The sequence below is a fragment of the Nocardia cerradoensis NBRC 101014 genome (genome assembly GCF_000308535.1).
GTDB classification, from domain to species: Bacteria; Actinomycetota; Actinomycetes; order Mycobacteriales; family Mycobacteriaceae; genus Nocardia; species Nocardia cerradoensis.
In genome coordinates this window covers 1-13,541 of record NZ_BAFW01000201.1, presented here as the reverse complement: position 1 = coordinate 13,541, position 13,541 = coordinate 1, and the positions used below count along the sequence as shown (strand labels likewise).

Sequence of the window (13,541 nt, the reverse complement as noted above, 5' to 3'; positions counted from 1 at the left end):
GTCGAGGGTCGGCCCGGGCGCGGCGGACAGTCTCTGCTCGTGCAATTCGCTGAGGCGGCACGCGCATTTCAGCACGGGATGACCGTCGTAGGTCAGACCCCGGCAGGCCTCCAGCAGAAGGTGTTTTGGTGGGAGCGATTCCACGACTGTAATACTCCACGCCCAATGTTTCTGATTGGCATCGCTGCGCGCGGTGGCACCGGCCGAATGCCGGTGGGTCTCAGTGTGTTCCGCTGTCCAGGTCGGCCACGGTGGAGATCCGGGTGTCGAGCATGGCGTCGAAGGCATCGAGAACCGGGACGTGAAGGTAGGCGCTCTGCAACCGGGTGCGGTCCGGCCGCGCGTCCGGACCGCTGATCTCGCGGCGTGCGCGGCGCAGGTCGGCGAGCCCGGGCCCGCCTCCGGCCTCGGCGAAGGCGGCTTCGACGCTGCCGTGCGCACCCGGCGCCAAAGACGTTGCGTCTACGGTGAAGCCGAGGGGCGCGCGCTCGTCGGGCAGCATCTCCGCCGTGTGTCCCTCCGTACTGGTCAAGCCCAGGGCGAAGTAGTCGTCGCCGAGAGCGCGGTGCAGATAGTGCCCCATCGGAAACCCGGCCGGATTCTGCCCGTCGAACGAGACCGGCTCCTTCTGGATATGGGCATTGTGGGCGGCCAGCACGATGCGGGACCCGGGTTCGCAGCGGCGCAGATGCCACAGGACCGTGTCGGCCATATAGCTGTCGCGCGCCGAGGTGGCGGCGGTGAGTCCGGTACCGGCGAAAAGGTCTGCCATGGCGCCGAATCCGTAGTCGGCGTGGCAGGCCGCTTCGAGACGGTGCCGCGCGATGTCGTAGCCGCGCCGATCGCTCCGGGACACGTACAGCGATTCGACGGCTCGGAACCGGATCAGCAGGCGAGCCAGGATCGCACTGAGGGTGTCCCGATCGGAAGCCGGGAGCCGGGACCATGCCGGCGCCGCCGAGGCAGCGGACGCGCCGGCGAAGGATTCGGCGATCCGCATCGCCGTCTCCACCGACGGCAGCGTCTCCGGATCCACCTCACGCAGGTAGTCGGCGACCGGGCCCAGCGCGGGGAGCAGGGACCCGCCGGCGGCCGGGATGTCGACGCCCGCGAAGCGCACCGGCGTGGCGGCGGTGCGGTTGTACCGCCGGATCCAGCGCAACGGTGCGCCGACGCCGACCGGAATCGTGCCGGCCAGCTGGGCCGCCAACTCGTCGTCGGTCCCCGCGCCCTGCGCCCAGTCGTCGAGGAGTAAGCCTTCGCTGAAGCCGAATTCGAAGGCCAGGACCGTGAAGCCACAGCGTTCGACCAGGAAACGCAGCAGTCGCTGCCGCATCTGCTGGAACTCGGTGATGAAGTGGGAGTTCTCGCCGATCGCGACCACCCGAGCGGCCCCGATGATCGCGCGCAGCGGTTCCAGGTCGTCGAGCGGGCCGTCGGGGTCGAGGTGTGTCAGTGGTAAGGCGTGGTCGCGAAGCCAGTCGGCAAGCGAGACGGCAGTGAGTGGTTCGGGCATGCGGTTACTCGATTCAGGAGGTCTGTGCGGGCGCCGCTTTCTCCAGGCCGTCGACGGTGCCGGACATGATCGTGCGGACGTGCTCGTCGATGTGCGCCGGCGGCCAGTCCCACCAGGCGAGGGCCAGTAGGCGGTCGATATCCGCCGCGCTGTAGCGGTGACGGATGAGCCGGGCCGGATTGCCGCCGACGATGCCGTAGTCCGGGACGTCGGAGGTCACCACCGAACCGGCGCCGATGATGGCGCCGTGGCCGATGCGCACTCCGGGCAGCACCGTGGCGCCGTAACCGATCCAGACGTCGTTGCCGACCACGGTGTCACCGCGATTGGGCAGCTCCATCAGCAGGTCGACGTGCCGGGACCATGCGCCTCCCATGGTGGGGAACGGGAAGGTCGAGGGCCCGTCCATCCGATGGTTGGCGCCGTTCATGATGAATCGCACGCCGGTGGCGAGGGCGCAGAACTTGCCGATGATCAGCTTCTCCGGACCGTAGTGGTACAGGACGTTGCGGGTTTCGAACGTGGTGGGGTCGTCCGGATCGTCGTAGTAGGAGTATTCGCCGACCTCGATCAGCGGCGAGGTGACGAGGGGTTTCAGCAGGACGACCCGCGGCTGTCCCGGCATCGGATGCAGCGTGTTCGGGTCCGTGACGGGGAGTTGGCCGGGCATACGAAAACCCTTCTGTCCGTGGCTGTTCGGAGAGCGTGAAAATCGCGACCGACGCATTAATGCGACGAATGTTGCTTTAGGATGATGGCACACTCCATCCCGCCGAGCAACCGGATGAACGACGATGAACTCTGCAGCGAACGAGCCCGCGGTCGGCCGGCAGCCCACCGCACGGCCGGGCGGACGCACCGCTCGCATCCGCGAGCACGTGCTGGCCGCGGTGCAAGCGGAATTGACCGAGCACGGATACGACGCGCTGACCGTGGATTCGGTGGCGGCGCGCGCGGGCGTGCACCGCACCACGGTGTATCGGCGGTGGCGCGATGTCGGCGGCCTGATCGCCGACGTCTTCGCCGCCGCGAGCGATCTGGATTGGCAGCCGCCCGACACCGGCTCGCTGACAGGCGATCTCACCGAACTCGACCGGGAGATCCAGGATTCACTCACCGAGGAGTCGTCGATCGCCTCGGCGCTGATCGCGGTGTCCTTCCGCTCCGAGGATGCGGCGCGAGCGCTGCGGCAGCTGTGGGAGGACCGCTACGCGCAATGCGAGATCGTCGTCGAGCGGGCGATCCACCGCGGTGAGATCCCCGCCGAAACCGATACGCGCGCAGTCCTTGTCGCCGCGACCGCACCGCTGTATCACCAGTTGGTGTTGTTGCGGACCCCGGCCGATCCCGAGGGGCCGCGGCGGGCCGCCACCGCGGCGGTGCTGGCGGCGCAAGCGGGTGCGTTCGCCGCGGGGTAGGGATTACGCGTCGCGGCCGTCGACCGCGCACCCGTGGGGTGCGCGGTCACCCGCTCAGCCCAGGTCCGCCGCGGCGGATTCGTTGCCGGACAGACTGATTCCGAGATTCGCGGCGGTGCGGTCGATGTCCTCGTCGGCCTGCTGCAATTCGATTGACGAGCCGTCGGCAGACAGTACTTCGACGTTGAGGCACAGTGACTGCAGTTCCTTGAGCAGAACCTTGAACGATTCCGGGATGCCCGGTTCGGGGATGTTCTCGCCCTTGACGATCGCCTCGTAGACCTTCACACGACCGACCACGTCGTCGGACTTGATCGTCAGCAGCTCCTGCAGCGTGTAGGCCGCGCCGTAGGCCTGCATGGCCCAGCACTCCATCTCACCGAAACGCTGACCACCGAACTGCGCCTTACCACCCAGAGGCTGCTGAGTGATCATCGAGTACGGACCCGTCGACCGCGCGTGGATCTTGTCGTCCACCAGGTGATGCAGCTTCAGGATGTACATGTACCCCACCGCCACCGGATACGGGAACGGCTCACCCGACCGACCATCGAACAACACCGACTTACCGTCCGCGCCCACCATGACCTCCCCGTCGCGGTTGGGCCGCGTCGAGGTGAGCAGGCCGGCGAGTTCGGCCTCGTGGGCGCCGTCGAACACCGGTGTGGCGAGATTCGTATCCGGTTGTGCCGAAAGCAGTTCCGCGGGCAAACGCTGGGCCCAGTCGGGGCGCGCGCCGTCGGTGAGCCGAATGTCCCAGCCGGCCTTGGCGATCCATCCGAGATGCGTTTCCAGGATCTGGCCGATGTTCATACGACGCGGCACACCGTGAGTGTTCAAGATGATGTCGACCGGGGTGCCGTCCGGCATGAACGGCATATCCTCCTTCGGCAGGATCTTGCCGATCACACCCTTGTTACCGTGCCGGCCGGCGAGCTTGTCACCGTCCTGAATCTTGCGCTTCTGCGCCACATACACACGCACCAGCTCGTTCACACCCGGCGGCAGATCGTCGTCGTCCTCACGCGAGAACACCCGAATACCGATCACCTTGCCCGACTCACCGTGAGGCACCTTCAACGACGTGTCACGCACCTCGCGGGCCTTCTCACCGAAGATCGCACGCAACAACCGCTCCTCCGGAGTCAGCTCGGTCTCACCCTTCGGAGTGACCTTGCCGACCAGGATGTCACCATCACGCACCTCGGCACCGATACGGACAATGCCACGCTCGTCCAGATCCGCCAGCACCTCATCGGACACGTTCGGAATATCGCGGGTGATCTCCTCGGCACCGAGCTTGGTGTCACGAGCATCGATCTCGTGCTCCTCGATATGAATCGAGGTCAGCACATCCTCCTCCACGAGACGCTGCGACAAGATGATCGCGTCCTCGTAGTTGTGACCCTCCCACGGCATGATCGCCACCAACAGGTTCTTCCCCAACGCCATCTCACCGTTCTCGGTGGCCGGACCGTCGGCGAGGACATCCCCGCCGGCCACCCGCTGCCCTTCGTCCACGATGGGCCGCTGATTGGCGCAGGTGCCCTGATTCGTGCGTGAGAACTTGCGCAGTCGATAGCTGCGGCGCGTCCCGTCGTCGTGCACGACGGTGATGTAGTCGGCCGAAACCTCCTCCACCACACCGGCTTTCTCGTTGACGATCAGGTCCCCGGCGTCGACGGCGGCTCGCCGCTCCATACCGGTGCCGACGAGCGGCGCCTCGGTGCGCAGCAACGGCACCGCCTGTTTCTGCATGTTCGCACCCATCAGGGCGCGGTTGGCGTCGTCGTGCTCGAGGAACGGAATCATGGCGGTCGCCACCGACACCATCTGGCGCGGCGAGACATCCATATAGTCGATCAGGGTCGAATCGACGAGCTCGACTTCGGAATTTCTGCGCCGCACCGGAATTCGCGCGGCGACGAAGCGGCCCCCGGCATCGAGCGGTTCGTTGGCCTGTGCGACGACGTGCCGGTCCTCCTCGTCGGCGGTCAGATAGTCGACCTCGTCGGTGACGGCGCCGTCGACCACGCGGCGATACGGGGTTTCGATGAAACCGAACGGATTGACCCGCGCATACACCGAGAGGTAGCCGATAAGCCCGATACTCGGACCTTCCGGGGTCTCGATCGGGCACATCCGGCCGTAGTGGCTGTAGTGCACATCGCGGACCTCGAGGCCGGCGCGCTCCCGGCTCAGACCGCCCGGCCCCAGCGCCGAGAGCCGGCGCTTGTTGGTCAGGCTCGCCAGCGGATTGCGTTCGTCCAGGAACTGCGACAGCTGTGAGCTGCCGAAGAACTCGCGGACCGCCGCCGTGATCGGGCGGATGTTGATCAGCGTCTGCGGGGTGATGGCCTCGACATCCTGAGTCGTCATCCGTTCCCGGACCACTCGCTCCATCCGCGAGAGCCCGATGCGGATCTGATTCTGGATCAACTCGCCGACCGTGCGGACCCGCCGGTTGCCGAAGTGGTCGATATCGTCGACCTCGACCGGCACCTCGGTCCCGCCGGGCGCGGTCATCGTGGAATCGCCTGCGCGCAAACGCAACAGGTACTCGATGATGGTGACGATATCGTCCTCGGTCAGCACGCGCGGACCGCCGGTGCGACCCCCGTGCGTCCCGAGTTTCTTGTTGATCTTGTAGCGGCCGACCGCGCCGAGGTCGTAGCGGTTGTCCCGGAAGAACAGGTTCTCCAGCAGGTTCTGCGCGGACTCCTTGGTCGGCGGCTCGCCGGGCCGCAGCTTGCGGTGGATGTCGAGCAGTGCCTCGTCGGTGCCGGCGGTGTTGTCCTTGGCCAGCGACGTGGTCATGATCTCGGAGAAGCCGAACCGCTCGGCGATCCGTTCGCTGCTCCAGCCCAGTGCCTTGAGCAGCACGGTGACCGGCTGCCGCCGCTTGCGGTCGATCCGCACGCCGACGGTGTCGCGCTTGTCGACATCGAATTCCAGCCACGCACCGCGCGACGGAATCACCCGCACCGAATGCAGCGTCTTCTCCGTGCCCTTGTCGATCGATTCGTCGAAATACACACCCGGCGAACGCACCAGCTGCGACACCACGACGCGTTCGGTGCCGTTGATGATGAAGGTGCCCTTGTCGGTCATCATCGGGAAATCACCCATGAAGACCGTCTGCGACTTGATCTCACCGGTGTTGTTGTTGATGAACTCCGCGGTCACGAACAGCGGTGCCGCGTAGGTCATGTCCTTGTCCTTGCACTCCTCGATCGAGGCCTGGACCTCTTCGAAGCGCGGATCGGAGAGGGCGAGCGACATCGTTTCGGAGAAGTCCTCGATGGGGCTGATCTCGGCCAGCACCTCGGCGAGTCCGCCGATCGCGTCTTCGCCACGCGCCGCCGCGCGCCGCTGCCATTCGGGCGCCCCGACCAGCCGGGCGAACGAATCGGTCTGAACCTCGAGCAGTCCCGGAATCTCCAGGGGTTCGGTCAGTTTCGCGAACGAGAGTCGTTGCGAGATCGTCAAGGCGCATCCTTCCAGCACCTCGCGCGGTCACGCCACGGGTGACCGGTACGAGATCTGCTTGTCCTGTAGGGGCTGTCTGCACAGTCCGCACCGGATGTCGTCCGAACATGCCTCGGCCGAGCCGATGGACAGCGACGCGCAGATTGCATCACTGTTCACGGCTGTTTCGTATTTCGAGAGTTGGCGGGCATCCGGGCTGCGGGAGGTCCCAAAGTACACCGCAATAAGAAGGTTGTCGAGAGAACGACAAAAATTCAGACACCGCATATTCGGTGTCTTCCCACTTCAATAATGGCAGCCGGATATGCGATTCGTCAAGTCGATTGTCGTCAGGGCCGGCGAGTCGTGCCGGTCACTTCACGCTTCCCGCGGTCAGGCCCGCGACCAGCCGCTTCTCGATGAGTGCGAACAGCACGACCACCGGCACGATGCCGACGGTGGAGATGGCGAACACGAACTGCCAGGCGGTGTCGTATTGACCGACGAATTTCGTCAGCGCCACCGAGAGCGGCTGATTTTCCGGGGTGGTCAATACCACCAGACTCGCCGCGAATTCGTTCCAGCAGGAGACGAAGACGAAAATCGTCGCGGTGACAATTCCGGGCCATACCAGCGGCAGGCTGATTCGCCACAGAATGCGTGGCCGGGACAATCCGTCGAGTTGCGCGGCTTCCTCGATCTGCACCGGAACGGAGGCGAAGAAGCTGTGCAGGATCCACACCGCGAAAGAGAGGTTGAACGCCGCGTTCACCAGAATCATCGCGAACCAGGTGTCGTTGATGCCGACGGCGAAGAACTCCCGGATCAGGCCCGTCACCAGCACCGCCGGTTGCAACATCTGGGTGACCAGCACCGCGCCGAGAAAGACGGCTCTACCCGGAAATCGCCGTCGCGCAGTGTGATACGCGGCCGGTACGGCCACCGCCAGCACCAGCAGGGTCGCGAGCACGGCGATGGCGAGAGTGCTGACGATATTGAACGGCAGCGGCGTCTCCGGGGTGTGCCACATATCGGCGTAGTTCCCGGGCCGCCACCGATGCGGCAGATAGGACGGCGGAATACGCAGGATCTCCGACCGCGGTTTCAGCGATCCCAGCACCATCACGACGTATGGGACGAGAAATACGGCCGCGATCACGACGCCGGCCGCGGTCAGTCCCCAGCGCCGCTTCGGTGTCCGCACGGCGCGCTCCCGGGTGGTCATGTGCCGGCCTGCGCGCCCGGCCGGATCAGTTTCACGTAGACCGCGATGATCACCGCGATCAGTGCGAAGTTCAGCACGCTCATCGCCGCGGCGGTGGCGAGTTGCTGATTCTGCCGAATCAGCTTGTAGGTCAACGTGGTTGTGGTGTCGGCGGAGAATCCGGCGATACTGCCCGTCAGCACCTGCAGGATCGGCAGCGAATTGAAGACGTTGATGATGTTGACGACGGTGGCGACCGCGATCGCCGGACGCAGCTGCGGCAGCGTCAGATATCGATAGCGCTGCCAGGCCGATGCGCCGTCCACCCGGCCCGCCTCGCCCACCTCCGCCGGGATCGAGTGCAGCCCGGCGAGAATCGTATAGGTGGTGAACGGGATCGACACGAAGACCGCGACCGCGATCGCCACCGCGAAGGCCGGTCCCGGCTCCTTGGTGAATCCGAAACCGCGATCGAGCACACCGATATCGACCAGGAGGCGATTGGCGAGGCCGACCTCCGGATCCAGCAGATACGCGAAGATGCTCGTGGTCATGACCACCGAGGCCGCCCACGGCACCAGGATCGCCAGCCGGATCAGGGTACGGCCGGGAAAGTCCAAGGCCAGAAATTGCGCCAGCGCCGCCGAGAGCACCAGCGTGATCAGCACGACGGCGACGACCCAGACGACGGTGTGGGCGAGGACGCTGCCCAGTTCCTCGATGCCGAACAGCCGGCGGAAGTTGGCCGTCCCGGCGAAGCCGCGATCGCGACCGTAGGGGCTGAGGTCGCGGGTGCTGGTCCAGATCATGTGTCCGGCGGGAAATGCGACCACGGCGGCGATCAGGATGATCACCGGGCCGATCCACGGCAGGGCGCGGATCGCGGAGCCGGTGCGGCCGCGGGGGCTGCTCATTGCGCCGCCCGCGCGATGCGGCGCAGGACCTCCGCCGGGTCCGCGCCCTGTGTCACCGTGCCCATCTGCTGCCGGATCGCGCCCTGGACCGCGGCCCAGTTCGGATCGGCGGAAGGATAGAAGCGGGCGACCGGCAGGGTGGCGGCGAAGGTCTCGGTCACCGGATCGTGCGCGAGTGCGCGCGCACCGGATGCGGTGATCGGGATGAAGTGCTCGGCCCGCACGAAATCCGAGTAGACCGCGGGCGAATAGAAAAAGTTCAGAAACTGCCGGATCGCGGCCTGCTTGTTGCCGTGTTTGCGAAATGCCATCAGGTGATCGGCGACGCCGAGGGTCACGGGCGCACCGGTTTTCGTCGGTGACGGTGCGGTGGCATAGCGCAGCGCCGGATTCTGCCGGCCGATCATGCCCAGTACCGGCGGCAGACCTTCGATCATGCCGATCCGGCCCTGGATGAACGCATTGATCACGTCCTTGCGATCGGTGGAGCCGGGATTCGGCTGGGTGTCGCCCGCCGCGGCGAGGGCCGCCATATCCCGCACCCCTTCCCGATTGGCGTCGGTGTCGACGGTGAGGGTGGTGCCGTCGGACCAGCTGCCGCCGGCGCCGAACGTCCAGATCGACGTCTCGCCCTGTGCTTCCTCACTGCCCAGTGGCAGGCCGTACCCCGAGATGCCGCCGCCGAGGGCCTGGACGCGGTGCGCGTCCTCCCGAAGTTCGGACCAGGTCCGCGGCGGGCCCGGGATGCCGGCGCGGGCGAACAGATCGGTGTTGTAGAACAGCGTGCGCGTCGAGGCGAACAGCGGTAGCGCCCACTGGGTTCCGTCGATGGAGGCGTTGCGCGCGAAACCGGGATCGATGTCGTGCAGTACCGCCGGATCGGCGATATCGGTTGCCGCATAGAGCATGTCGTCGGTGGCATAGGCGGAGTAGGCATCGATGCCGAGAATGTCGGGGGTGGTGGTCACCGACTGCAGATCTGTGCGGACCACCTCGTTGATCGAATCCCACGATTCGACCTGGAGATGGATCGTGATCGCCGGATTCTGCGCGCGGAAGTTCGCGATGATCGTGCTCCACTCCGCACGGGTCGCGTCGCTGTAGGCGGGCACCAGCAGCGCCAGCGCGTTCGGATCGGAATCGTCGGCGCTGCGGCCCCGGAAACCGCATGCGGCGACGGCCGTCGACAGCACCACGAGAAGCGTGGCGAGCGCGAACGGAACGCGCGGCCGACCGGACACCAGCGTCAACCTTTTCCTTCGGACAACCGTCACCTGCGGCATTCGCGGGACATCGGTGGATGCCGGAGGGGGTGACCGGTCCGGCTCGTCCAATCTAGTTGACATGATCGAATCGGGGTCCGATTCTGAGACCGTGCCGCCCTCCACCGAGAGCTCTGATCGCACGCATCCGCCCCGGCCCCATCTGGCCGCCGAGGTGGCCACCCAGCCCGACGATTGGGTATGGGCGGCGGAGGTCGCGGCAGAGCACCGAACGCTGTTACCGAACCCGGGTGAGCGGGTGGCGGTCGTCGGCTGCGGCACCTCCTATTTCATGGCGAGTGCGATCGCCGAACTCCGGGAGTCGGCCGGGCACGGTCTCACCGATGCCTGGCCGGCCAGTGCGGTGCGAACCGGGCGTGCATACGACCGCTATCTGGTGATCTGCCGTTCCGGCACCACCACCGAGGTGGTCGACGCGATGCGGGCGATGCCTGCCGCGGCGGCGCGTACCGTGATCTGCTCCAGCCCGGGTACCCCGGTCCTCGAGCTCGCCGATCCGATTCCGGTCGACGCGGTCGACGAGCGGTCGGTGGTCCAAACCCGTTTCGCGACAACGGCTCTCGCGATTCTGCGGTGGCATCTGGGCGAGGATCTCGCGCCGGCGATCGAACAGGCCCGCGCGGTCCTGGCCGAATCCGCCGAGTCGAGTGCGCCGGCCGCGCTCCGGCAGGCGGAGCAGATCACCTTCGTGGGAACGGGTTTCGCCGCGGCACTGGCGCACGAGGCGGGGTTGAAACTGCGGGAATCCTGCCGAGCCTGGACGGAAGGATATCTCGCGAACGAATATCGGCACGGCCCCATCAGCATTGCGGCTCCCGGACGTGCGGTATGGGCGCTGGGACCCGTCGTCGCCGGGCTCCGCGACGAAATACTCGCTACCGGCGCCCATTTCGAACATCGCGATATCGATCCGATGGCCGAGCTGGTGCGTGTGCATCGGCTGTGCCTGCTGCGGGCCGCGGATCTGGGGGTGGATCCCGATCATCCGCGCGGACTCCGGCGCTCGGTGATCCTGCGATGAGGGAAGCCGGGAAGCTCGATCCGGTCCTCGCCATGGATGTCGGCGGTACCACGATCAAAGCGGAGATCAGCGATGCCGACGGTCGGATCGCCGCCGCCGCGACGGTGCCCACCCCGCCCGGCGAGCGGGCGTTCGACGCCATGGCCGAACTCGGCGACCGATTACTGAGCGAGGTGTCCTCCGGTACGCGGGCCGGCGTGCGGCGCGGGGCGATCGCGCTGCCGGGCATCGTGGACGCCGCACGGTCGGTGGCGGTGTTCAGCAGCAATATCGGCTGGCGTGAGGTGAAGGTGGGCAGCCGCTTCCAGGACCGGTGGGGATTTCCGGTGCTGATCGAACACGATGTGGCCGTGGCCGGCTGGGCGGAGTGGCGCCTGGGCGCCGGGCGCGGCGCCGACGACGTGCTGGTGGTGAATCTCGGCACCGGAATCAGCGGGGCGTTGATCGTCGGGGGCCGGCTCGTGCGCGGTGGCGCCGGGCAAGCCGGTGAATACGGGCATATTCCGGTGCGTCGCGACGGGCGGCGGTGTTCGTGCGGGAATATCGGCTGTGTGGAAACCGTGGCCTCCGGCCCGTCGATCGCACGGGCCTACCGCGAGCGCACCGGTCGCGACATCGACAGCGCCGAAGCGGTTTTCGCGATCGCGCCGGACGACGCGCACGCCCGGGCGGTGATCGCCGACGCGATCGACGCACTGGCCGACGGACTGCTGGGCGTCGTGCACGCGGTCTGCCCGCAGCGCGTCGTGATCGGCGGCGGACTGGCGGGCGCCGGGCCGGTGCTGATCGACGGACTGCGCGCCCGACTGGAGCGGCTGGTGCGGGTGGCGCCGGTGCCCGAGGTCGTCGCCGGCGCCTTCGGCGCGCGGGCCGGGCTCGTCGGCGCGGCCCGGTACGCCCGGCTGGGTGGCCTGGAATGAACGACGGACAGCCGGTGCTTCGCGGCCGCGTGGTCACCTCGACCGGGATCATCGACGATGCGGTGATCGAGGTGCTGGACGGGCGCATCGAAGCGGTGCGGCCCCTCGCGCAATGGACGTTCGGGAATCGGGGCGCCGAACCGCCTGCACATCTCGGCACATTGCTGCCCGGTCTGGTCGACATCCACAACCACGGCGGCTTCGGCCACCGATTCGACACCACCGATCCCGAACAGGCCCGCGCGGCGGCGCGCTATCATCATCGGCAGGGAGCCACGACGGTACTGGCGAGCATCGTGACCGCCGCACCCGACACGATGGTGGCCCAGGTCGCGGCGTTGCGCGAGGTGGCCGCGAGCGGTGAGATCGCCGGAATTCACGTCGAAGGACCGTTCCTGTCCGAAAAACGCTGTGGGGCACAGGATCCCCGCTATCTTCTGGATCCTGATCCGGACCTGATCCGGCGCCTGCTCGACGCCGCGGGCGGGTATCTGCGCGTGATGACGCTGGCGCCCGAACGCCCCGGATTCGCCGCGGCCGCCGGGCAACTCGCCGAGCACGGCGTGGTGGTGGCGCTCGGCCATACCGATGCCGGTTACGAGCGGTTCCGGGAAGCGCTGGCGCCCAGCGGATCCGGGACGCTCGTCACACATCTGGCCAATACGATGGCGCCGCTGCATCATCGCGCGCCCGGCCCGGTCGCCGCCGCGCTGGTGGCCGCCGCTGCGGGAGATGTGGTGGTGGAGATGATCGGAGACGGCGTGCACATCGAATCCGGTTTCGCGGCACTGGTTTTCGCGACCGCTCCGCACCGCGTGGCGCTGGTGACCGATGCCATGCAGGCAGCGGGCCTGCCCGACGGCGACTACCGCCTCGGGCCGCAGGCGGTCCGGGTGGAGGCGGGGGTGGCGCGGGTGCCGGGCGGTGCGCTGGCCGGAGGGACCGCGACCCAGTTGCAGTGCCTGCGCTGGGCGGTGCACGAATGCGGCGTGGATCCGGTCGACGCGGTGCGCGCGGCGACGGCGACACCGGCGGCCGCGATCGGCGCGACGGCGGTCGGTGATCTGCGGCCGGGGATGTCCGCCGACGTGCTGGTCGTGGATTCGGATCTGGAGTTGCGCGCGGTGCTGCGGCGAGGACAGTGGTTGAGGTGATTCTGACCGTGACGCTGAACCCGGCCTACGATATGACCTATCGCGTCGAGAACTTCGAACCCGGACGGGCGCATCGGGTTTCGTCCGTCGAGCAGCGTGTCGGCGGTAAGGGCATCAATGTCACCCGCGTGCTCAATCAGATCGGGAAATATTCGCGGGCAACGGGTTTCGCCGATCACACGTTCTCCGCGGCCGCCGAACGGGAACTGCCGGTGGATTTCGTGCACGCGTTGCCGTGGGTGCGCCGCACCGTCGTGATCAGCGAATGCCACGACGGTTCGGCGACCTCGCTGTGGGAGCCGGGGGCGCGACTCACCAATCCGGATGCGGTGGATCAACTGCTGGTGCGGGTGGGCGGGCTGGTGGGTGAGGCCGGCGGCATCGTCGTCTCCGGATCGCTGCCCGGCGGCGTACGCGCGTCGCTGCCCGCCGATTTGGCCCGCATCGGCATCGACGCCGGAGTACCGGTGATCTGCGATGTGGACGGTCTCGCCCTCGAGGCCGCCGCCCGGGTGCCCGGGGTGATCCTGATGCCGGACCTCGACGAACTCGCGGCACTGACCGGCGCGCATCCGGCCACGACCGACGAGGCGGCCGCGGCGGCCGCCGCGCTGGTGGACGCGGGTGCGGCAGCGGTGATCGT

General features: G+C 67.3%; 11 protein-coding genes. 5 read left to right on the top strand and 6 right to left on the bottom strand.

Annotation, left to right across the window (positions count from 1 at the left end; genetic code table 11):
• Positions 1-220: 220 nt before the first annotated feature.
• Positions 221-1,516, bottom strand: coding sequence for an erythromycin esterase family protein (locus tag ON23_RS21595; RefSeq protein WP_039780383.1), 1,296 nt, complete (start codon positions 1,514-1,516; stop codon positions 221-223).
• Positions 1,517-1,529: 13 nt separating this feature from the next.
• Entirely contained in the window at positions 1,530-2,186 is a 657-nt protein-coding gene (locus ON23_RS21590) for a CatB-related O-acetyltransferase (protein WP_039780382.1), read from the bottom strand.
• A 124-nt stretch (positions 2,187-2,310) separates the two neighbouring features.
• Between ON23_RS21590 and ON23_RS21585 the strand changes: the two genes are divergently transcribed.
• A complete protein-coding gene (locus tag ON23_RS21585) occupies positions 2,311-2,934 on the top strand; it encodes a TetR/AcrR family transcriptional regulator (protein WP_039780381.1) in 624 nt (207 codons plus the stop codon).
• Positions 2,935-2,988: 54 nt separating this feature from the next.
• Here the strand turns inward: ON23_RS21585 and rpoB are convergent, their stop codons facing one another.
• The 4 genes from rpoB to ON23_RS21565 form a co-directional block, all read right to left on the bottom strand.
• Entirely contained in the window at positions 2,989-6,441 is a 3,453-nt protein-coding gene (gene rpoB, locus ON23_RS21580) for a DNA-directed RNA polymerase subunit beta (protein WP_051043035.1), read from the bottom strand.
• A 334-nt stretch (positions 6,442-6,775) separates the two neighbouring features.
• Positions 6,776-7,627 carry a carbohydrate ABC transporter permease gene (locus ON23_RS21575; protein ID WP_051043034.1) on the bottom strand — a complete coding sequence of 284 codons (852 nt, stop codon included), beginning with the start codon at positions 7,625-7,627 and terminating at the stop codon, positions 6,776-6,778.
• Positions 7,624-8,520, bottom strand: coding sequence for a carbohydrate ABC transporter permease (locus ON23_RS21570; protein ID WP_039780380.1), 897 nt, complete (start codon positions 8,518-8,520; stop codon positions 7,624-7,626). Before ON23_RS21570 ends, ON23_RS21575 begins: the two co-directional genes overlap by 4 nt.
• Positions 8,517-9,908 (bottom strand): extracellular solute-binding protein, encoded by a 1,392-nt coding sequence (locus ON23_RS21565; RefSeq protein ID WP_245556053.1) that lies wholly within the window; start codon positions 9,906-9,908, stop codon positions 8,517-8,519. Before ON23_RS21565 ends, ON23_RS21570 begins: the two co-directional genes overlap by 4 nt.
• On the opposite strand from ON23_RS21565, the gene ON23_RS37485 reads away from it, so the two are divergent.
• From ON23_RS37485 to ON23_RS21545, 4 genes are all read left to right on the top strand, one after another.
• The gene (locus tag ON23_RS37485; protein WP_051043037.1) at positions 9,895-10,824 is read left to right on the top strand and encodes an SIS domain-containing protein; all 930 of its coding nucleotides are present in this window, start codon (positions 9,895-9,897) and stop codon (positions 10,822-10,824) included. The two genes, ON23_RS21565 and ON23_RS37485, sit on opposite strands and share 14 nt — an antisense overlap.
• Complete coding sequence (locus ON23_RS21555) at positions 10,821-11,744, top strand: ROK family protein (protein ID WP_039780377.1); 924 nt, start codon at positions 10,821-10,823, stop codon at positions 11,742-11,744. Before ON23_RS37485 ends, ON23_RS21555 begins: the two co-directional genes overlap by 4 nt.
• Complete coding sequence (gene nagA, locus ON23_RS21550) at positions 11,741-12,898, top strand: N-acetylglucosamine-6-phosphate deacetylase (protein WP_039780376.1); 1,158 nt, start codon at positions 11,741-11,743, stop codon at positions 12,896-12,898. Before ON23_RS21555 ends, nagA begins: the two co-directional genes overlap by 4 nt.
• On the top strand, positions 12,895-13,541 hold a 647-nt coding region (locus tag ON23_RS21545), incomplete at its 3' end, for a PfkB family carbohydrate kinase (protein ID WP_245556051.1). The genes nagA and ON23_RS21545, both read left to right, overlap by 4 nt.

Coding starts and splice junctions, on each gene's coding strand:
- ON23_RS21570 (WP_039780380.1), bottom strand. CDS start 8,520: ATGAGCAGCCCCCGCGGCCGCACCGGCTCCGCGATCCGCGCCCTGCCG.
- ON23_RS21575 (WP_051043034.1), bottom strand. CDS start 7,627: ATGACCACCCGGGAGCGCGCCGTGCGGACACCGAAGCGGCGCTGGGGA.
- ON23_RS21555 (WP_039780377.1), top strand. CDS start 10,821: ATGAGGGAAGCCGGGAAGCTCGATCCGGTCCTCGCCATGGATGTCGGC.
- ON23_RS21590 (WP_039780382.1), bottom strand. CDS start 2,186: ATGCCCGGCCAACTCCCCGTCACGGACCCGAACACGCTGCATCCGATG.
- nagA (WP_039780376.1), top strand. CDS start 11,741: ATGAACGACGGACAGCCGGTGCTTCGCGGCCGCGTGGTCACCTCGACC.
- ON23_RS21585 (WP_039780381.1), top strand. CDS start 2,311: ATGAACTCTGCAGCGAACGAGCCCGCGGTCGGCCGGCAGCCCACCGCA.
- ON23_RS21595 (WP_039780383.1), bottom strand. CDS start 1,516: ATGCCCGAACCACTCACTGCCGTCTCGCTTGCCGACTGGCTTCGCGAC.